Source organism: Oscillibacter sp. (genome assembly GCF_040505565.1).
GTDB lineage: Bacteria > Bacillota > Clostridia > Oscillospirales > Oscillospiraceae > Oscillibacter.
The window spans coordinates 1-19,255 of record NZ_JBEUWZ010000002.1 but is presented as its reverse complement, the minus strand read 5'-3'; the positions used below and the strand labels follow the sequence as shown (position 1 = coordinate 19,255).

At 59.1% G+C, this 19,255-nt stretch carries 18 protein-coding genes; 5 read left to right on the top strand and 13 right to left on the bottom strand.

Annotated elements, in window-relative coordinates; all coding sequences use genetic code 11:
* The first annotated feature begins 42 nt into the window (after positions 1-42).
* Positions 43-291, top strand: coding sequence for a DUF1653 domain-containing protein (locus ABWQ15_RS00310; protein WP_353906826.1), 249 nt, complete (start codon positions 43-45; stop codon positions 289-291).
* 30 nt (positions 292-321) lie between these two features.
* On the opposite strand, the gene rbr is transcribed toward ABWQ15_RS00310, so the two are convergent.
* The 3 genes from rbr to ABWQ15_RS00295 are packed head-to-tail and all read right to left on the bottom strand — an operon-like array spanning position 322 to position 2,391.
* Positions 322-915 (bottom strand): rubrerythrin, encoded by a 594-nt coding sequence (gene rbr, locus ABWQ15_RS00305; protein WP_353906825.1) that lies wholly within the window; start codon positions 913-915, stop codon positions 322-324.
* A gap of 58 nt (positions 916-973) precedes the next feature.
* Positions 974-1,924: a tRNA glutamyl-Q(34) synthetase GluQRS gene (gene gluQRS, locus ABWQ15_RS00300; RefSeq protein ID WP_353906847.1), complete on the bottom strand. Its 951-nt coding sequence runs from the start codon at positions 1,922-1,924 to the stop codon at positions 974-976.
* Positions 1,924-2,391 (bottom strand): YfcE family phosphodiesterase, encoded by a 468-nt coding sequence (locus ABWQ15_RS00295; protein ID WP_353906824.1) that lies wholly within the window; start codon positions 2,389-2,391, stop codon positions 1,924-1,926. Before ABWQ15_RS00295 ends, gluQRS begins: the two co-directional genes overlap by 1 nt.
* A 159-nt stretch (positions 2,392-2,550) precedes the next feature.
* On the opposite strand from ABWQ15_RS00295, the gene ABWQ15_RS00290 reads away from it, so the two are divergent.
* Entirely contained in the window at positions 2,551-2,970 is a 420-nt protein-coding gene (locus ABWQ15_RS00290; protein ID WP_353906823.1) for a nuclear transport factor 2 family protein, read from the top strand.
* Positions 2,971-3,063: 93 nt separating this feature from the next.
* Here ABWQ15_RS00290 and ABWQ15_RS00285 read toward each other — a convergent pair whose 3' ends face one another.
* The 4 genes from ABWQ15_RS00285 to ABWQ15_RS00270 form a co-directional block, all read right to left on the bottom strand.
* Positions 3,064-4,938, bottom strand: a complete 1,875-nt coding sequence (locus tag ABWQ15_RS00285) for an S-layer homology domain-containing protein (protein ID WP_353906822.1) — start codon at positions 4,936-4,938, stop codon at positions 3,064-3,066.
* Positions 4,939-5,032: 94 nt separating this feature from the next.
* Positions 5,033-6,232: an ABC transporter permease gene (locus tag ABWQ15_RS00280; protein WP_353906821.1), complete on the bottom strand. Its 1,200-nt coding sequence runs from the start codon at positions 6,230-6,232 to the stop codon at positions 5,033-5,035.
* Positions 6,229-6,966: an ABC transporter ATP-binding protein gene (locus ABWQ15_RS00275; RefSeq protein WP_353906820.1), complete on the bottom strand. Its 738-nt coding sequence runs from the start codon at positions 6,964-6,966 to the stop codon at positions 6,229-6,231. Before ABWQ15_RS00275 ends, ABWQ15_RS00280 begins: the two co-directional genes overlap by 4 nt.
* Positions 6,963-8,678, bottom strand: coding sequence for an efflux RND transporter periplasmic adaptor subunit (locus tag ABWQ15_RS00270; RefSeq protein ID WP_353906819.1), 1,716 nt, complete (start codon positions 8,676-8,678; stop codon positions 6,963-6,965). Before ABWQ15_RS00270 ends, ABWQ15_RS00275 begins: the two co-directional genes overlap by 4 nt.
* Before the next feature lie 318 nt (positions 8,679-8,996).
* Between ABWQ15_RS00270 and ABWQ15_RS00265 the strand changes: the two genes are divergently transcribed.
* The 3 genes from ABWQ15_RS00265 (at position 8,997) to ABWQ15_RS00255 (ending at position 12,928) form a co-directional block, all read left to right on the top strand.
* Positions 8,997-9,653, top strand: a complete 657-nt coding sequence (locus ABWQ15_RS00265; RefSeq protein ID WP_353906818.1) for an HAD hydrolase-like protein — start codon at positions 8,997-8,999, stop codon at positions 9,651-9,653.
* A gap of 310 nt (positions 9,654-9,963) precedes the next feature.
* Positions 9,964-11,631 (top strand): peptide ABC transporter substrate-binding protein, encoded by a 1,668-nt coding sequence (locus tag ABWQ15_RS00260; RefSeq protein WP_353906817.1) that lies wholly within the window; start codon positions 9,964-9,966, stop codon positions 11,629-11,631.
* Between the two features lie 190 nt (positions 11,632-11,821).
* Entirely contained in the window at positions 11,822-12,928 is a 1,107-nt protein-coding gene (locus ABWQ15_RS00255) for a M20 metallopeptidase family protein (RefSeq protein WP_353906816.1), read from the top strand.
* 113 nt (positions 12,929-13,041) lie between these two features.
* Here ABWQ15_RS00255 and ribF read toward each other — a convergent pair whose 3' ends face one another.
* The 6 genes from ribF to ABWQ15_RS00225 all read right to left on the bottom strand — a co-directional run.
* Positions 13,042-13,938, bottom strand: a complete 897-nt coding sequence (gene ribF, locus ABWQ15_RS00250) for a riboflavin biosynthesis protein RibF (RefSeq protein WP_353906815.1) — start codon at positions 13,936-13,938, stop codon at positions 13,042-13,044.
* Positions 13,939-13,941: 3 nt separating this feature from the next.
* The gene (truB, locus tag ABWQ15_RS00245) at positions 13,942-14,808 is read right to left on the bottom strand and encodes a tRNA pseudouridine(55) synthase TruB (protein ID WP_353906814.1); all 867 of its coding nucleotides are present in this window, start codon (positions 14,806-14,808) and stop codon (positions 13,942-13,944) included.
* Between the two features lie 44 nt (positions 14,809-14,852).
* Positions 14,853-15,815 (bottom strand): DHH family phosphoesterase, encoded by a 963-nt coding sequence (locus tag ABWQ15_RS00240; protein ID WP_353906813.1) that lies wholly within the window; start codon positions 15,813-15,815, stop codon positions 14,853-14,855.
* Positions 15,812-16,192, bottom strand: coding sequence for a 30S ribosome-binding factor RbfA (rbfA, locus tag ABWQ15_RS00235; protein WP_353906812.1), 381 nt, complete (start codon positions 16,190-16,192; stop codon positions 15,812-15,814). The genes ABWQ15_RS00240 and rbfA overlap by 4 nt, the downstream gene beginning before the upstream one ends.
* 102 nt (positions 16,193-16,294) lie before the next feature.
* On the bottom strand, positions 16,295-18,730 hold the full coding sequence (infB, locus tag ABWQ15_RS00230; protein ID WP_353906811.1) for a translation initiation factor IF-2: 2,436 nt from the start codon (positions 18,728-18,730) through the stop codon (positions 16,295-16,297).
* A gap of 181 nt (positions 18,731-18,911) precedes the next feature.
* Positions 18,912-19,255, bottom strand: a 344-nt coding sequence (locus tag ABWQ15_RS00225) for a collagen-like triple helix repeat-containing protein (protein WP_353906810.1), incomplete at its 5' end; no start/stop codon positions are given.

Below are 19,255 nucleotides of genomic sequence, written 5' to 3'. Positions count from 1 at the left end.
ATGCAAAAACCGAGCTGCATATTTTTTATGAGGAGGAAAATGATGCGGGAACTTAAATTGAAGCGCGTTTATCGCCATTTTAAAGGAGACGATTATCTGGTGGAGGATGTCGCCAGGAACTCTGAGACCGGCGAGGAGTATGTGGTCTACCGGAAGCTGTACGGAGACGGAAGCCTGTGGATTCGCCCGCTGCGGATGTTTCTCGAGCCGGTGGACTGCGAGAAGTATCCGGATGCCGGGCAGACCTACCGCTTTGAGCTGCGGGAGATCGAAAGCGTGGCCGGGCATTAAAGCGCTGTTCAGTCACGCACGGTTCTCCCGTCACGCTTCGGTGTAAGGCGCCATGGTCAGACGGATAAAGTACCCCCGGTCGTGATCGCACACTGGGCACTTTTCCGGCGCACCCTTGCCGGTAAACACATACCCGCAGTTCAGGCACATCCACCCGCACTCCACGTCGGAGAGAAACAGCCGGTCTTGCTCCAGCAGATCCGCCAGCGTGCCGAACCGGTTCCCGTGGGTTTTTTCAATTCCGGCGATCCAGTCAAAGGAATTGGCAATTTGGGGGAATCCCTCTTTTTTGGCAATCCCTGCAAAGGCCGGATATACCGGGTCAAACTCCCCAAACTCATTGTGCTGGGCCATCCGCAGTAGCTGCACCATGTTTTGCGCCGCGTCCACAGGGAAGCTGCCGTCCATTTGAATCGTCTCGCCGGACAGCTCCTTCAGGTGGTTGTAAAAGATCTCCGCATGCTCCTTTTCCTGATTGGCGGTGAAGGTGAACACCGCCTCGATTACGTGGAGCTTTTGCTGTTTTGCCTGCGCGGCTGCAAAGGTATAGCGGTTTCGGGCCTGACTCTCTCCCGCGAAAGCCCGCAGCAGATTGATTTTCGTCTCGCTGTTTTTCAAATCCATAATTATTGAGCACCTCCTTTGCGTCAGAATGCGCAAAAGGAGGTGCTTTTATGCAGATTCAGGAAAACAATTCCTCCGGTACAAGAATGTCTGTCTTCGGTACTTTTTCCCAACTGAAATCCGGCAGCAAACTCTCCGGCGTCCGGGGCTCCGCCGTGGGATTGAGCCCTGCCAGATACGCCAGCTTTCCGATGATGTCCGCGGGCGTACACCGGGCCAGCAGAACGTCCAGACTCAGATCGCCGTCCCGTTTGCTCAGTCGCCGCCCATCGGGCGACAGCAGCAGCGGCACATGGTAAAAATCCGGAGGTGTCAGTCCCAGCAGGTCATAGAGATACAGCTGCCGGGGCGTGGAGGAAAGCAGGTCGCTCCCCCGCACCACCTGCGTGATCTTCATGGCCGCGTCGTCCACAACCACCGCCAGCTGATAGGCCCACAGGCCGTCCGACCGGCGCAGAAGAAAGTCGCCGCAGTCCCGTTCCAGATTTTCAAAATACCGGCCAAGGTGGCCGTCCTGAAACTCAATCTCCCGGTTGGGCACCCGCAGGCGAAGGGCGGGAGCACGCGTCCGAGCGCACTGCGCCGCCTGATCGGGCGTCAGGGTCCGACAGAGGCCCGCGTAGACCGTCTGGCCGTCCTCCCGGTGGGGCGCGGAAGCGGCATGGAGTTGGGCGCGGGTGCAAAAGCAGGGGTAGACCAGACCTCTTTGCCGCAGGGCCTCCAGTGCGGCGGCGTAAAGCTCCCCCCGCCGACTCTGGTAATAGGGGCCGTGGGGCCCGCCCAAACTGCCGCCCTCGTCCCAGACGAGGCCCAGAGTGCGGTAGTCCGCCTCCAGCCGGTCCGCGTAGGACCGGGTGCAGCGCTGGGCGTCCAGATCTTCAATCCGCAGGACCACCCGGCCTCCGGCGGCTTTGGCGGAAAGCCAGGCAAGCAAGCTGGAAAACAGGTTCCCAAGGTGCATCCGCCCGCTGGGGGAGGGGGCGAAGCGACCTGTCTCCGCGCCCGCCATCATACCAACTTCCGAAGGTCCGCTGTAAGGCGGCCGTCCTCAATTTTCACCACGGCGTAAGTGGGCTTGCCCCAATAGCCGATGCTGCCGGGATTCAAGAGCAGGGACTCTCCGGCCCACTCCTGCGTGGGGATGTGGGTATGGCCAAAGCACAACAGATCCGCCTTTTGCTCCCGTGCCGCGTAACCCACGTCCATCAATCCCTCCTTCACCCGGTAGGTGTGCCCGTGGCACAGCAGGATGTGCTTTCCGCCAAGCTTTACCAGCTTCACTGTGGGTTCCGTAAAGCGAAAATCACAGTTGCCCGGCACCTGATCCAGCGGGATGTCCGGAAACATATCCCGAAGGCGCTCCGCGTCCTGCCATCCGTCGCCCAGATGGAAAATGCGGTCGGGACGCTCCCGCTCCACCGCCAGAGACATATTGTCCACGTTTCCGTGGGAGTCAGAAAATACCAGTATTTTCATAAAAACCTCGTTTTTTCAATTGGATGCTGACAGTATAACCCCTGTCGAGTAAATTGGCAACCAGATTGCCTCAGCGCCGGACGGCCAGGGAGCGGGGAATTGCCTCAGGGTAAAAAGCATGATAAAATAGGAGCGACTTTAAAAGGGAAGAGGGATTTTGTGGATAAACGGGAAGAACTTGTCCGCCTTTGGTTTGACATGTGGCTGAAAAAGAAAAATCTTGGAATTGAACGCGTTTTTTCGCAGGACGCCGTCTATATTGAAAGTTGGGGACCGGCATATCAGGGCGCCGACAAGATACAACTGTGGTTTGAGGAGTGGAACGGCCGGGGCACCGTCCTGGCGTGGGACATTCGGCAGTTTTTTCATAAGGGCGATCAGACGGTGGTGGAGTGGTATTTCAAAAACGCCATGGACGGCGGAAAACCCGAGGCGTTTGACGGTATTTCGCTGATCAAATGGACGCAGAGCGGGCAGATCTGTTTTTTAAAGGAGTTCGGCTGCAATCTCGGCCGATATGACCCCTATCAAGCAGGACCCGTTCCCCAGTTTCGGGAGGAGACAGCTCTGTGGTTTTGAGCCCGGGCGCATCTGTACGCCCGGAGCACCACGGTAAAAAAGGGGACCGCACTCTTAGAGTGCGGCCTCCCTTTCTATCTGCCCTTTGAAAGGTCACTTTTGCTCCGCGATGATAATCCGGACCCGTCCGCCCGCGGTGCTGCCGAACTGATCGACCCAGCCGGTGAGCTTATAGTCCGACGCGTTGATGGAGCTGAGGGACACCTGATAATAATTCATAATGTTGGAGGCATTCAGCTTGCGCAGATAAACCTGCACGCCGGTATCCAGCGCATAGGTGGTATTCCCGCCCATGGCACTTACGGAGCTGAGGCTGTCCAACGTCACGGAAGTAAGCTGTCGCATGTTCTTGACCGTGCCGTCGCCGTTGAACTGGACGCCCGTGCCGCCAGTGGCCACGTTGAAGTCTTTGCCATCGCTGTTAAGCGAGGTGGAGATCCCGTTTTTCAGTCCGGCATAGCTGATCGTCAATGTACCGTCCGTCTTTTCAGGTACGGTGGTCAGGTAGTAGAAGGACCAGATGTCGCCGGTGGCGTTGTCCAAAATCAAATGGGTGATCTTGCCGTCCGTATTGGTGATGTAATAGCGCACATCACTGGTGGAGAGTGTATACCCCGCCAGACGGCTGGGATAAATCTTGACCCACGCCCCAGAGGAGGTTGTATCCAGAATCTGCACGTCCCCGGCAAAGGTCTTGTCACCCAACTTGGTGCCCGCCTTATCCACAGCGCCGCTGAGCGTCTTTGCGGTGAGCTGCTTAATGGAGGTACCGCCGTCGGCCATACTGACGGAGACCAAATTGCCCGTCGTATAGGCGCCCCGCTGGCTGACAGAGAAGGTGTGTACCACACCGTCGGTACAGGCCACGGCCACGCGGACCTCCGTCCCGGCGGTAGTGCCGGAGGTGGAGGAGTCAGCCACGGAGGTGACCACACCGTAATAAACGGTGTCTACCGCGCTGCCGCTGACCACATCTACCACCTCGCCGTTCATGCCCAGCAGGAGCAGCGCGGTATCGCCGACCTTGAATCCGCCCATGGAGGACAGCTTATAGGCCGCAGTGGCGGTGCCGATGGTATAGGAGGTCGTGCCCACGGTGACGGAGGTGGGAGCCGCCGCGCTGGGCGACAGGGCAGTGATGGTGCCGCCGGCCCGGTCGGTATAGATCCACACGGTCTGCATACCGGAGTTGTAATAGTAAACGTCGAACTGCTGCACGGAGGAGAGGGAGGACGCCGCCCCGTTGCGGTACACAGTGGCCGCCGTGGAGGCGAAGGGCAAATTCAGCGACTTGCCGGAACCCACCACATAGGGCCCGCTCAGGTTGGCCGAGACGACCGCGGCATAATCCACATTGCCGTTGGTGACGGTATAGCCCAGTGTGGTGGCGTAGGTTTTGCCGCCGCTGGTCTGGGCCGTCAGAGCGTTATAGAAGAGGTATACGCAGTCGGACCGGGTCATAAGACCGCCCTTACTCAGAGTAATCTGGTCCCGCAGGCCCAGAGAGCTGGCCTTGCTCAACTGCGCAAAGGGAAAGGACCCTGCCAGGGTGGAGGAGTCGTAGCCCAAAAGGCGCAGTACCGTGGTACACGCCTGCTCCAGAGTGATGGTCTGGCTGGGACGGAACGTACCGTCGGTATAGCCGGTCATCCATCCCTCGTCCACAGCGACTTTAATGTACTGAGAGGCCCAGTGGTTGCTTTTCACGTCTTTGAAGAGGGAGACACCCTCCCCGTCGCCCACGCTGTCCTTATAAGTGGAAGCGCACACCAGCATTTTGGCAAACTGAGCGCGGGTGACGCTGCCGCCCAGATTCAGGTTTCCGGCGGAGTCACCCACCAGGATACCCAATGCCCGGATGGTCTGAACTTCGCCGCTGTCATTGGCGGCAGTGGCCCCCGCGGGGACGGCGAACAGCGCCGCCGCCATGCAAACCGCCATCAAAAGGGATAAAATCCGTTTCTTCATACTTGCTTCTCTCCTGTCGAATATCCGCCTTCCGGAACGCCGTGCCCGGAGACGAGGTTTGTGCGATCACAGACAAAACGCCGCGCGGGCGCGGTCAATCGTAATGCAGCGCGTCAATCGGGTTCATCCGCGCGGCCTTTTTCGCCGGCAGATAGCCGAACACGATTCCGATCAGCGTGGAAATGCTGAACGCGCCCAGCACCGCCCCCATGGATGGGGTGACGGCCAGCCCCTCCGACATCAGCGCGGAGACGATGATTGTGGCAATGGAGGAAAGGCCATAGCCCACGACAATGCCCAGCACGCCGCCGAGGGCGGAGGTGGTGGCGGCCTCGATTACGAACTGCTGCATAATGTACCGCTCTTTCGCGCCCAGGGCTTTGCGGATGCCGATCTCCCGCGTCCGCTCCGTGACGGACACCAGCATGATATTCATGATGCCGATGCCGCCCACCACCAGGGAAATTGCGGCGATGCCCGCCAAAATTCCGATCATGACGTTGATCATAGAATTCATGGTGCTTAACAGCTCCGCCATACTGACCACGCGATAGGCATCTTTGTCCTCGAAAATATGGTAAAGGTATCCCTCGACGATGGTGACGCAGGCCCGCGACTGATCTTCATCCACCACCGTGATGGTATAGTTGCTGATCACGCCGGTGTAGGACATTCTGGCGGCGGTGGAGTAGGGGAGAAAGACGCAGTCGTCCGTGCCGCCCTCCTCCATTTTCCCGTCCGTCTCCTGCTTCATGACGCCCACAATTGTAATGCTTCTGCCGCTCAGTCGGATGGTCTGACCAACGGCATTTCCGTCATAGTAGGTCTTATTCAAATAGTTGCCCACCACGCAGACATCCCGCCGATTGGACACATCCACATACTGAAGCGCCCGTCCCGCGGAGACGGTATAGTTCTTCATGTCGAAATAGGCCTCGCTGACCCCTGTGACGGTGGTGGAGGATACACTCTTCGTTCCAATTTTCACCCCGCCGGACAAGCTGACCGTGGGGGAGATTTGGTCGAGATAGTCGGGGTTCTCTGCCACCAGATCATACATCTGCGCCTCCGACACGCTGCGGGAGCTGCCCCGGCCCTTGATAGAGACCATCAGTGAGTTTGTTCCCATGTCGGCAAAGCTGGCTTTCATATAGTTCTCCATGCCGTTGCCAAGTCCCACGATGACGATCACCGCCGCGATGCCGATGATGATTCCCAGCATCGTCAGGAAGGTGCGCATTTTGCTTCCTCGTATGTTTTTGATGGCGAGCTGGAAGGCTTCCGTTAATTTCATTGTCCGCCCCCTGTTCCTGCCAAATTCGGCGATACCACCGCCTCCGGCGCGTGGGCGTCCCCGTCGTAAATGACGCGACCGTCTTCCAGCCGGATAATGCGCTGGGCCTGAACGGCGATGGAGTTATCGTGGGTAATGAGGACCACGGTGTTGCCTGCGGCGTGGAGTTGCTGCAAAAGTGCCAGCACCTCCCGTCCGGTGTGGGAGTCCAGCGCGCCGGTGGGCTCATCGGCCAGAATCACCGCAGGCTCACCCACCAGCGCCCGGGCGACGGAAACACGCTGTTGCTGGCCGCCGGAGAGTTGGGCGGGCTTGTGGTTCAACTTGCTTCCAAGCCCCACCATCTCCAGAGCCACCTTGGCCCGCTCCCGCCGGTCGCTCCTTGAAACACCGGCATACATCATGGGGACCTCTACATTTTCCAGCAGCGTCAGTTTGGTCAGCAGATTGTACTGCTGAAAGATAAAGCCCAGCATCTTGTTGCGAATTTCCGCCAGCTGATTTTTATTCATTTTGCCCACATCCTGACCGTCCAGCAGATAGGTGCCGGAGGAGGGGACGTCCAGACAGCCGATGATGTTCATGCAGGTGGATTTGCCGGAACCCGACTGGCCCACGATAGCCACAAACTCGCCCTTTTCGATCCGCATGGAAATGTGGTCCGCGGCTCGGACAACGGAATCGCCCATCTCATAAACCTTGGAGACATTCTGAAATTCAATCAGCGCGCTCATTCCGTCGGACCTCCGCCGCTGGGAGCGCTGCCGCTGGGTCCTCGGCCGTCTCTATTTTCGCTGCCGTTGGGCCCGTTTTCGGAGTCATCCCCCATCAAAACGTCCATGGCGGAAGAGGTGCTGACGAAGGGCAGATAGGCTACCTTGTCGCCCTCCTGAAGACCGGAGGTGACCTCGATGTAATCGTCATTGCTGACGCCCGTTTTCACGGAGACATAGACGTAGCCCTCGGGCGCCGCGTCCTTCAGAGCGTTGGCCGCACTGGGAGAAGCAGCGGTGATCAGCACCTTGTTGCCCCGCTCCACAGCAGCGCTGGGGATAGAAAGCGCATTGTCATTTTCCGCAGTAACAATCTTCGCGTCCACATTCATACCTGGCCACAGCTTGCCGTAGTCGCTAATGCGAATGGTGACGGGGTAGGTGGTTGCATTGTTACTGGTCGTTCCGGCCATGGAAATCTTAGTCACCTCGCCGGTGAAGGTCTGACCCTCCACGGCATTCGCCGTGATGGTAACCTTCTGGCCCACCGACACCTTCGTCACATCCAACTCATCCACGTTGAGGTTCATTTCCAGATAACTCAGGTCGTAGATCGCGCAAAGAGTGTCACCGGACTTAACCTTTTCACCGGCCTTGATCTTCTTATCCACGATGGTGCCGTCGATGGGGGAGATGATGGTGTAATCGTCCAACTCTTTCTGAGAGTTCTCCATGCTCAGCTCCGCATTTTGCAGATTATCCTCCGCCGACTGAACGGAGTCATTGGCCGCGTTGGAGGCAAAGGTGACGATGGTCTGCCCGGCGGATACGTTTCCGCCCTCCTTCACGTTGACGGCGGCCACAGTGCCGCCGGAGGCTGCGGTCACATCCTCCGCCGCCTTATACGAAAGAGTCGCATTCTCGCTGGAACCGCAGCCATTGATGGTGGCGGTGGCGACCTGCGTGTTGGTAAGACCGCCGGGGTTGGTCACGGAGACTGTCACATAGCGCACGATGCGGTTGCCGGTGAGTACCGTATCGGCGGCGGAGACTGCGGTCACCCGGCCGGCAAGCGTTTCAAATGATCCGTCCAGAATCACGGACGCGCTCTCGCCCACATAAAAACCGGCCGCGTCGTCCGACGCGAAGGGTACCTTCAGGGTCATGGCGGAATTGTCGCGTACCGTGGCTATGGTCTGACCGGCCTTCACCACGTCGCCCGTCTTCACGTCCAGAGAGGCTACGGTGCCCGCCACCGGGGACTGGGCATAGGCCGCTTTTTCATAGCTGCGCTGAGCCTGGTTCAGCGAAAGCTGGGCCTTTTCCAGATTGCTGCTGACGTCGGAGCCGTCCAGCTTATAGAGGACGGTGCCCTTGGTCACGGTATCGCCCTCCTCAAAATCCGCCGACTGGACCTCGCCCTCTTTCAGGGTGGTAACGGTGTAGGAGTTGGCAGGCTGAAGCGTACCGGTGCCGCTGAGGGACTGGGTAATGGCTCGGTAGGACGCGGCCTCCTCCACATAGGTAACCGCGGCAGCATCCTTTTTTTTGCTGAAGCTGTGAAAGACCAGAGATGCCGCCACCACCAGAACCACCGCCAAAATCAGCCATTTGCGCAGCTTCTTATGGCTCCACAGTCCCTTCAGCTTTCCGGGAACTCGAAACTTTTTCTTTTTCACCGGCGCGGCGTCCGGCTTTTGTACCTCGGTTTTTTCCTGCAATTCTTCGCTCATACTATTCCTCATTTCCTTACATAAGCCTCGCATCCGGCCTTGGGCCGTATTATGTACTATAGGACAGTTTCCATCATTCACCTTAAACAAAGCTTGAAACCGGACCCAATTCAGGCGACGATCTCCAGAACATCCAGAAGCGCCCGCTCAATGTATTACGCACGTAATACATTAACACAGACTTTCAAAAAGTCAAGACCTCCGCCGTAAATTTTTACAGGACGCCGCTTTTTCTGAGCATCACATGCATGAATTGCCGACTTGCGCGGCGCGGCAGAACATGATAAAATATTTCGGAACGGAAGCGAGGGAAACTTTATGTATCATGTTATTTTATTTGATCTGGACGGAACGCTGACGGATTCCAAAGAGGGGATACTCAACTGTCTGCGCTATGCGTTTGAAAAGCTGGGCAAGCCCATACCCGACGAGGCGACGCTGATCAAGTTTATCGGTCCTCCACTGCAGGACACCTTCATGGAGTTGGGCGGTCTGACAAAGGAACAGGCGACGGTGGGAATTGAGGCATTCCGGGAACGGTATGAGCCGATTGGAAAATTCGAGAATGCGGCAGCGCCTGGGTTGCCGGAGCTTTGCGCCCGGCTGAAGAAGGCGGGGTACCTGTTGGCGCTGTCCTCCTCCAAGCCGGAGGAGCTGTGCCTGGATATCTGTGAGCGATTCGGTTTCGCGCCGTTCCTCACCGCCATCGCGGGCAGTCCGCTCCACGGTGATTACACGAAGGCCGACGTCATTCGGGATACGCTCCGCCGCCTTGGCCTGAGCGATGCGGACAAGCCCTCCGTCCTGATGGTTGGCGACCGGAAGTATGATGTGCTGGGTGCGAAGGAGTGCGGCATCGACTGCGTGGGCGTGGAATTTTTCGGTTATGCCGCCCCCGGTGAACTGGAAGAAGCCGGGGCTGTGGCGGTGGTGCGGACCGCCGCGGAATTGGAGCGGTATATTCTCAGCCACTGATCCGATATTTTGGCGGCAGAAGGAGTTTCCTCTGCCGCCGTCAAGCTGTTGAAAAAGCCGGTGCTTTTTCAACAGCTTTTTTAGTCTTGCAGAGTCCCCGGATGTTTAAAGCAGAAGAAACTTGTTAACAATTTCTTAAATTTGTAAATATTTGTTACTTTTTTCTTTCTTCGCCTTTACAACCGTGCGCAAAAGCACGTATAATAATATTCAATGTTTTCGCGTCCTTGCGAAAATCCTTTTACACCGCAAAGCGGTGAATGCGGCAAAACGCGCCTCCGGGCGCCGTATTCTGTAAGGAGAAATACACATGAGACAAATGAAGCGATGGGTGGCCATGGCGCTGTCTGCGGTGCTGTGCGCCGGGACGCTGTGCGGCTGCGGCGACACGGAGGAGGTATCGATTCTGCCGGTGTGCGCAGGAAGTGACGTGACCACCTTTGACCCCGCCTATGTTTCCACTGCCGCAGACAATACGGTGGTGGGCAATCTATATGAAAACCTGATGCGCATGACCTGCAGTACCAGCGGTGGCACCACCGTGGTGGCGGGCATGGCAAAAAGTGTGGATGTGAAGGAAAACTTTGACGGTACCACGACCTATACCTTCCACCTGCGCAGCGCCCGCTGGTCCGATGGGCAGGCGGTCACCGCGGATGATTTTGTATATGCCTGGCAGCGTCTGGCCAATCCGCTGACGCTGTCCCCCAATGCCGAGCTGCTGTCCGCAGTGCAGGGCTACGGTGCCGTCCGCGCCGGGGGAGACCCCAGCAAGCTTGCTGTTACCGCGAAAAATGACTCAACGCTGGAGGTCGTCCTCTCCGGAAAATACGAATGGTTTTTGACGCAGGTCTGCACCTCCCCTGCCACCAGCCCCTTGCGGCAGGATGTGGTGCAGTCTTTGAAGGAGAGCGCCCAGACCTCCGCAGAATCCGCCGGGGAGGGAGTTGCGCCTTTGAAATGGTGGCATGACCCCACCCGCCTTGTGACCAACGGGGCCTATCAGGTGTCCGACTATCAATCCGGCAAAACCCTTGATCTGACGCGCAGCGACCGCTATTACGGCCGTGTCGGCAACGACGGCGTTCATTTCCTCTTTGCTGACCGTGCGGAGGGTGCCTGGACGCTGTTTGACAAGAAAACCGTGGATTTCACATACGCCCTGCCCCAGACGCAGCTGGAGACTCTGATCTCGGAAGGACAGTCCCTTACGCCGCAGCTCTCCACCTACACGGTCCTGTTCAACGGTAAACAGCAGCCCTTTGACGACCCCGCAGTCCGGCGGGCTCTGACTCTGGCTGTGGACCGGCAGGCCATAGCCGCGCTGGCGGGCAGCACCGCAAAGGCGGCGGAGGGACTGGTACCCTATGGTATCCCCGGCAGCGAAGAGCAGGATTTCCGCACAGCCGGCGGTGATCTTCTGAACACGGCAGAAGAGGATTACGAAAATAACTGCGCTCAGGCAAAAGGGCTGCTGGCCGACAGCAGCTATGACAGCCACTATAATCTGGAATATATCTACGTGGACGAGGGCCCGGCGGCCCAGATCGCCGGCGAACTGATAAGCGAGTGGCAATCCGTACTTGGCATAAAGGTCCGGGCGCGGGCAGTAGCACCGAATGAAATGTCCGCGGCGCTGAGCTCCGGGGATTACTGTATGGCGGGAACCTCCGTGTCTGCGCTGCTGAACGATGCGGAGGGGTTCCTCGCTCCCTTTTCCGAAAAGTCCTCTCAAAACACGGTACACTACGACAACGGCGCCTACGATACCCTGCTGAACATCATCGACAGCGCGTCGGACCCGGCAGCGCGGCTTGCCTGCCTCCACGACGCTGAGGCGCTTTTGCTGGATGAAGCTGCGGTCTGCCCCCTTTATACCACCGGCACGGGCTGGAAGCTGCGGGAGGGCTGGTCCGGTCTTTGCCGCGACGCGCGGGGCTGGTTCAGCTTTGTCGGCGTCTCGGTGGTTTCCAGCTGAGACGCAGGGCAGAATTGGGCTGACGCGCAGGAAAAGGGCACAGAGCTGCAAAAACTTAAGCGTTCGCCGCAGATTGCGGCGAACGCTTTTTGTCTTCCCCGGCTCGCTTTGTGTGTTTCGACAAAAGCACTTCCTCCTCTGTTTTTTTTGCCATGAAGGTGTTATACTGAGCAAAATAGGAGGTGACGGCATGGACTCTGTCATCACATATCGCCGTTTGCTGCACCGCATTCCGGAGCTTGACAGCGATCTTCCGGAGACGGTAGCTTTCGTGCAGAGCAAATTGGAGACTCTGCGCTGCCATATTTTAAATCCCATCCGCGGCAGCGTCTGCGCGTTTTTTGACGCTGGAAAAGAGGAGACGGTAGCCTTCCGGGCGGACATGGACGCGCTTCCGGAGACAGAAGAGACGGATCTGCCCTTTGCCTCGGAGCACCCGGGTAATATGCATGCCTGCGGCCACGACGGACACACCGCCATGGCGCTGGCGCTGGCAGAATACGTCAGTGAGAATCTGGAGAAGCTGCCCAGAAACGTATTGTTTTTGTTCCAGCCTGCGGAGGAGACCACCGGCGGAGCCGGACTGCTCTGCGAGACGGGCATTTTGGAGCGGCGGCGGGTCCGCCGTGTGTTCGGACTGCATCTGTGGCCCGGTCTTCCGGCGGGGACGGTCTGGGCAAAACCCGGTCCCCAGATGGCTCGCGCCAGTGAGATGACCGTTTGTATCACCGGAAAAAGCGTTCACATTTCCAAGGCCGCCGAGGGACGGGACGCGCTGCTGGCCGCTGTGGAGTTGGTGCAGCGGGCCATGGCCATGGAGAGGGAGGCGCTGCCGCCGGAGGAGCCCCGGGTCCTTCGATTCGGCAAGCTGACTTCCGGCGATGCCCGGAATGTGGTCAGCGGCCACTCGGAGCTGCTGGGCTGTCTCCGCTCCTTTTCCGACGCATCCTTCACCCTTCTGCGCAAGGGGATGGAAGAGGTCTGCGACCGGGTGGAGCGCTCTACCGGCTGCGATGTGAAGCTCCACCTCAACGAGGGCTATCCCCCCGTCTGGAACCACGAGGAGCTGTTTGAGACCGTCCGGTCCGGATTGGGTGCGGGCGCACTCTCCCTGCTTCCCCAGCCCGCGCTGGCGGCTGAGGACTTTTCCTTTTATCAGCAGTGTGTTCCCGGCGTATTTTTCTTCCTTGGCGTGGGGGATACCGCCCAGCTTCACGCCAATACCTTTAACTTCGACGACGAGCTGATTCTGCCCAAGGGCGTGGAATTTTTGAAAAAGCTGCTGTATCTGGCATAAGGTTTTCACGGGTCCCAGGATCCACATGAATTCGGATAGAGCGAAGCAGGGCCTCTCCTGGGAGAGGCCCTGCTTCGCTCTTTACAAGCCGGCGCCTGATCGGTGACGCGCATTCATTTTGCCGCGAACAGCGCCCGGACCGCGTCAGCATCTGCGGCGATCTGCGATTTCAGGCTCTCCAGAGAGTCAAACCGGACCTCGTCCCGCAGGTGTCGGCAGAATTCCAACCGGACGGTCTGCCCGTACAGGTCGCCGTCAAAATCCAACAAATAGGTCTCCACAGTGATATCCGTCCCGTTGTGGACGGTGGGCCGGGTCCCTACATTGGTGACACCACCCAGCTCCCTGCCGTCCGGCAGGCAGGCTTTCGTGGCGTAAACCCCGTGACCGGGCACCAGCACATGGGGCGGAACCGTGAAGTTGATGGTGGGGATGCCAATGGTCCGCCCGATGCGCCGCCCGTGCTTCACCACCTGGGACAGCACGTGGGGATGGCCCAGAAATTCCGCCGCCCGCGCCATCTGACCCAGTTCCACCAACCGGCGGATATAGGTGGAGCTGACGGTGATTCCCGCGTGCTCCACCTTCGGAATAATATCACAGCCGATTCCAAGTTCGGCGCACTTGCCCCGCAAAAGATCCGGGGAACCCTGATTTTTGTATCCGAAATGATGGTCGTGTCCCGCCACCAGATGAATGGCGTGGTATCGCTTTACCAGAATTTCCGTCACAAACGCATCCCACGGAGTGGTCATCATCTCGTGGTCAAAAGGCACCATCAAAATATCGTCGATGCCGAACAGCCGGCGGACCAGATCCCGCCGGTCTTCCGGAGAGTTGATGAGGGGGCAGGGAGTTCCGGTGACCACCTCTTTCGGCGCCCGGTCAAAGGTAAATACCGCCGGGACGCAGCCCCGCCGCGCGGCTTCCTCCACCGTTCGGCGCAGCAGAGCGGCGTGGCCCAGATGTACGCCGTCAAAAAAGCCAAGCGCAATCACGCGTTCTTTCATATGTTACGCTCCAAAAAAATTCTTCATCGATGTCAGGACTCCGCCCTCCGCCCTGGAGAGACTGAGAAACTCGCCTCCGCACCCATACACCCGGTAAATCCCATCCGGACAGTTGGGGGCGTCCATCGGATTTCCGTTCCGACAGCGCTTTTCCTGCCTCTGTGCAGTGATCGTATAGGCAGGGTACTTTGCAAAGTACCGGTCTGTTGGCAGCAGAAGGGTCTCGCCCTGTTCCTGCACGTCGCCGATGCTCACCGCCTGGGAAAGCGTGAATCCCGCGGCCATGGTCCGCCGCAGGGACGCCATGCACCCACCGCAGCCCAGCGCCCGGCCGATGTCGTGGCAGAGGGTGCGGATATAGGTGCCCTTGGAACAAACGCACCGAAGAGTGAAATCAGCGGGGCCGGTCTGTTCCAGAATTTCCAGCTCATAGATGGTGATGCTTCGAGGGGTTCGCTCCACCTCGCCGCCCTTTCGGGCCACGTCGCACAGCTTCCTGCCATTGATCTTGATGGCGGAATACATAGGCGGAAGCTGCTGGATTTCTCCCGTAAACTGCGGCAGAACAGTTGCCAGCGCCTCCCGTGAAACCGCCGCCTCATGGGTCTCTATGGTCGTCCCGGTCACATCCTGCGTGTCGGTGACCAGTCCCAGTCGAAGCCCCGCCACATACTCTTTGCTCCCGTTTTCCGCGAACTCCACCGCCCGGGTAGCCTGTCCCACAAAAACGGGCAGAACACCGGTGGCCATGGGGTCCAGCGTTCCGCCGTGACCCACCCGCTTTTCCCGCAGGATACCGCGTATTTTTGCACACACGTCCATGCTGGTCCAATCCGTGGGCTTGTCGATGATGATAATTCCATTGGGCATACAGCGCCCTCCCCGGTCCAGATTTCCAAATGGGAATACCTTCGTCAGTCTGTAAATTTCCCGGCCACTTTTTCGACTGCGTCCAGCATTTTGCGTTTTGCCTCCAAAAGGGGGGCCTCCACGGTACAGCCCGCCGCCGCCGCGTGCCCGCCGCCGCCAAGCTCCGCGCAGACGGTGCTGGCGTTGACGCGTTCGCCCGTGCGGACGGAGAATTTCCACACGTCCGGCTTCAGCTCCCGCATGGTGATGGCGCAATCGCTGCCCTCGATCTGTCCGCCCAGAGAGCTGAGGTCCTCGGCGTCCCCCTCGTCGGCCTGAACCCGTTCCATCAAAGAGATGGGAACCTTCAGCACCACCACGCGGCCGCCGTCATAAAACTCCATGTTGGCCAGCATATCGCCCTCCATGGTCATGCGCTTGCGGCTCTTTGTACGGAAGAAAATTTTGTTCGCCGTTTGGTAGTCGATACCGGTATCCAGCAGCTCCGCCGCCACCCGATGGGTGTTTGCGGAGGTATTGCTGTACTGAAAGCAGCCTGTGTCCGTGGAAACCGCCACGTAGAGCGGAAGAGCGATCTCCGCCGTGACGGGTCCCAGCTCCCGCAAAATATCGTAAATCAGCTCTCCACAGGCCGCAGCCTCCGGCCTCACAATATTCTCCCTGCCGAAGCGTTCAAAGGAGGGGTGATGGTCGATGGCAAGATCGACTTTATCTGCGTAGCGCTCCGCATTTTTGGGCAGCAGCCCCAGGGAAGCGATATCGGTGGACACGATCTTCGCGGGGATAAAATCCTCCGGCGCCTCATAGGGCTGAATATAGGGCGCAGTGGTGCGGGTCTGGCCGGAATTACGCAGCAAATATGCCCGCTTGCCCAGCGCCCGCAGCCCAACACACAGCGCCGCGGCGCAGCCCACGGTGTCTCCATCGGGGCGCACATGCGTCAGAATAAGCACGTCGTCAAACCGCCGCAGAAGCGCGGCGGCCTGAGAAACCGTCAGATCGGTCATTCGTCCTCCTCCTGTCCGCCTCTCTGGGCGTCCTTGCGCTCCATGCTCCGGAGCAACTCCAGAATGTGAGCGCCGTGCTCAATGGAGTCGTCCGCCACAAACTGCAGCTCCGGGGTATACCGCAGGCGCAAAGCCGCGCCCAGCTCCCGCCGCAGAAATCCAGCGGCAGACTTCAGGCCCTTGAGTACATCCTTTTCCTGGGCCTTGTCCAAAACGCTGATAAACACCTGCGCATAGCGAAGGTCCGGCGTTGTGTTCACTCGGGTGACAGAGACCATACCGGTGCTGCTGACGCGGGGGTCCTTTAAACTGCGTATCTGGGCCGCCAGCTCGCGCTGGATCTCTTCGTTGATTCGGCCGATGCGATTGCTTGCCATAGAATGCTCCTTTCTGCGGGGGTCCTCCAAGAAAAATATCCGCCTGTGGCGATCATAAAAAAGTATGGGGCGGCGACCATGCGCCGCCCCTATTGTGTCCAATTACCGGGGAATTTCCTCCATGGCAAAGCCCTCGATGATATCGCCCTCTTTGAGGTCATTGAACTTCTCCACCGTCAAGCCGCACTCGTAGTTGGTGGTGACCTCTTTGACGGTATCCTTGAACCGCTGCAAAGAGCCCAGCTTGCCCTCGTGAACCACGATACCGCCCCGCACCACGCGCACGTCGCAGTCGCGGGTCAGCTTGCCGTCCTGCACATAGCAGCCTGCAACTGTGCCCACGGAAGAGACCTTATAGGTCAGGCGGACCTCCGCGTGACCCAGGATCACTTCCTTGAATTTGGGAGCCAGCATACCCTTCATGGCGGCTTCAATCTCGTCGATGCAGTCGTAGATCACGCGGTACATCCGCATATCCACGTTTTGCCGGATCGCTCCGTCACGGGCGGCGGCGTCCGGACGGACGTTGAAGCCCACGATGATGGCTCCGGTAGAGGCGGCCAGCATCACGTCAGATTCGCTGATGGCACCCACGCCGCCGTGTATGACCCGGACGCCGACCTCATCGTTGCTGAGCTTTTCAAGAGAGGTCCGAACAGCCTCAACGCTGCCCTGTACGTCGGCTTTGACGATCAGAGCCAGTTCCTTGCGCTCACCGGCCTGGATCTGATCAAATAGATTTTCAAGAGATACCTTCTGGACCGGTGCGGCGGATTTCAGCTTCTCCTCCGCCTTGCGCTGCTCCACCAGCTCTCTGGCCATGCGCTCGTCGGCGACCACGTTGAAGGTGCAGCCAGCCGCGGGTGCCTCGGAAAGGCCCGCAATTTCCACGGGGACCGAGGGGCCGGCCTCTTCCAGGCGCTTGCCCTTGGAACTGGTCATGGTCCGCACACGGCCCACGGCGGTGCCGGCGATGATGGTATCGCCCTGTTTCAGGGTGCCGTTCTGGACCAGCAGCGTTGCGATGGGACCACGGCCTTTGTCCAGTCTTGCTTCAATCACCGTACCGGAGGCGGCGCGGTTCGGGTTGGCCTTCAGCTCCGCCATTTCAGCGGTCAGAATCACCATTTCCAGCAGCTTGTCAATTCCGATATTCTTTTTGGCGGAAATCGGGCAGCAAATGGTGTCGCCGCCCCAGTCCTCGGTCAACAAACCATACTCCGTCATCTGTTGCTTGACCTTTTCCGGATTAGCGTTGGGCTTGTCGATCTTGTTGATTGCCACAACGATGGGGATACCCGCAGCTTTTGCATGGTTGATAGACTCCACGGTCTGGGGCATGATGCCGTCGTCCGCCGCCACCACCAGAATGGCGATGTCGGTAATCATGGCGCCGCGGGCACGCATGGAGGTAAATGCCTCATGGCCCGGGGTATCCAGGAAGGTGATAGGCTTGCCATCCAGCTGGACCTGATACGCGCCGATATGCTGGGTGATGCCGCCAGCCTCCCCCTCGGCAACAGAGGTGTTGCGGATGGCGTCCAGAAGGGAGGTCTTGCCGTGGTCGACGTGGCCCATGACCACCACCACAGGGGCGCGGTCAACCAGGTCTTCCACGGTGTCCTCGTGGGAGTCGATCAGCTGCTCCTCAATGGTGACGGTGACCTCGTGCTCTACCTTGCAGTTGAACTCCAGCGCCACCAATGCAGCGGTGTCATAGTCAATAATCTGGGGCAGAGAGGCCATAATGCCGCTTTTCATCAGCACCTTGACTACCTCCGCGCCGGTTTTCTTCATGCGGGAGGCCAGCTCGCCCACGCTGATCTCATCGGGGATGGACACCTTCAGCGGGGCCTTCTTGGCAATCTCCAGCTGAAGGCGGCGCATCTTCTCCTGCTCATCTTGCCGCCGTTTGTTGGAGAAGGTCATCCCGGGGGTGGGACGGCGGTTGTTGTTGGGCCGAAACTTCTGCTTGTTTCCGGAAGGCGCCTGCATCCGCTGGGCCTTCTCGGGAGCCATCTGCTCCAGCCGCTCGTCATACTTTGCCAGATTCACGTCTCCGCCCTTACGGGTATCCACGACCTTTTTCTGGGGGACACGGGTAGTGGGCTGCTGCAGCGCGGACTTTGCCTGTATGGCGGCCGGCTGGGCAGTGGGAACCGCGTGGGCCGCGGGAGGAGTGTCCTTCTGGGACTGAGCCCCTGGGGCGGCGGGCCGCTGCGTCTGGGCCGGCTGTTCGGCAGAAACCGAAGCGGAAGCAGCCGGAGCAGAGATTCCCGCGGGCTGGTCCTTTTTCTTCGACTCCTGATAGGTATCGGCAAAAATCTCCTGAATGCTGGCCACCGGATGGGCCTGGGTCAAGGACTCAAACACCAGCGACAGTTCGTCGTCGGTCAGAGCCTGCATATTGCTCTTGGGAGCCTCGCCGTACTTTCCCAAAATCTCCATCACGTCCTTGTTGTTCAGGCCGAAATCCTTAGCCAGTTCTCGGACTCTGTATTTATTCGTTGTGCTCGTACTCAATAAAGCCACCTCCATCGTTCGCTTGCGAGGGGGGACGCCGTCTCCTCTCTGCGGCCCGTGCCGCCTGCTTGGGCGGGTGGGTCAGGGTTCTTCTCCGCGGATGTGCCGCCGGAAAGGCAATTTATCTCTCGCCGCCGTGTGGCGAAGCAAAGGGAGCGTCGCCCTCTGCTTAAACCCCCGGAACGGGGGAGTGTTTTCAGTCGTGTTTCTTGGGGAAGGAGCCTTTCCCGTGCTTCACGGGATGGTTGTGTGCAAAGGGATTTGACCCTCTGCCGGGTGCACCGGGGTTGCCGAAGGGTTTCCGGTCTCCGGGCGCGCTGGGCTTGCCGAAGGGCTTCCGCTCTCCGGGCGCGCCGGGCCTGCCGAAGGGTTTCCGGTCTCCGGGTGCGCCGGGCTTGCCGAAGGGCTTCCGCTCTCCGGGTGCGCCGGGCTTGCCGAAGGGTTTCCGGTCTCCGGGTGCGCCGGGCTTGCCGAAGGGTTTCCGGTCTCCGGGTGCGCCGGGCTTGCCAAACGGCTTCCGGTCTCCGGGTGCGCCGGGCT

Bases quoted from the DNA above. Each gene is read 5' to 3' on its own strand.
- ABWQ15_RS00285 (WP_353906822.1), bottom strand. From the start codon at position 4,938: ATGAAGAAACGGATTTTATCCCTTTTGATGGCGGTTTGCATGGCGGCG.
- ABWQ15_RS00310 (WP_353906826.1), top strand. From the start codon at position 43: ATGCGGGAACTTAAATTGAAGCGCGTTTATCGCCATTTTAAAGGAGAC.
- ribF (WP_353906815.1), bottom strand. From the start codon at position 13,938: ATGAAAGAACGCGTGATTGCGCTTGGCTTTTTTGACGGCGTACATCTG.
- ABWQ15_RS00275 (WP_353906820.1), bottom strand. From the start codon at position 6,966: ATGAGCGCGCTGATTGAATTTCAGAATGTCTCCAAGGTTTATGAGATG.
- infB (WP_353906811.1), bottom strand. From the start codon at position 18,730: ATGGAGGTGGCTTTATTGAGTACGAGCACAACGAATAAATACAGAGTC.
- gluQRS (WP_353906847.1), bottom strand. From the start codon at position 1,924: ATGGCGGGCGCGGAGACAGGTCGCTTCGCCCCCTCCCCCAGCGGGCGG.
- ABWQ15_RS00265 (WP_353906818.1), top strand. From the start codon at position 8,997: ATGTATCATGTTATTTTATTTGATCTGGACGGAACGCTGACGGATTCC.
- ABWQ15_RS00295 (WP_353906824.1), bottom strand. From the start codon at position 2,391: ATGAAAATACTGGTATTTTCTGACTCCCACGGAAACGTGGACAATATG.
- rbr (WP_353906825.1), bottom strand. From the start codon at position 915: ATGGATTTGAAAAACAGCGAGACGAAAATCAATCTGCTGCGGGCTTTC.
- ABWQ15_RS00270 (WP_353906819.1), bottom strand. From the start codon at position 8,678: ATGAGCGAAGAATTGCAGGAAAAAACCGAGGTACAAAAGCCGGACGCC.
- rbfA (WP_353906812.1), bottom strand. From the start codon at position 16,192: ATGGCAAGCAATCGCATCGGCCGAATCAACGAAGAGATCCAGCGCGAG.
- ABWQ15_RS00240 (WP_353906813.1), bottom strand. From the start codon at position 15,815: ATGACCGATCTGACGGTTTCTCAGGCCGCCGCGCTTCTGCGGCGGTTT.
- ABWQ15_RS00260 (WP_353906817.1), top strand. From the start codon at position 9,964: ATGAGACAAATGAAGCGATGGGTGGCCATGGCGCTGTCTGCGGTGCTG.
- ABWQ15_RS00280 (WP_353906821.1), bottom strand. From the start codon at position 6,232: ATGAAATTAACGGAAGCCTTCCAGCTCGCCATCAAAAACATACGAGGA.
- truB (WP_353906814.1), bottom strand. From the start codon at position 14,808: ATGCCCAATGGAATTATCATCATCGACAAGCCCACGGATTGGACCAGC.
- ABWQ15_RS00255 (WP_353906816.1), top strand. From the start codon at position 11,822: ATGGACTCTGTCATCACATATCGCCGTTTGCTGCACCGCATTCCGGAG.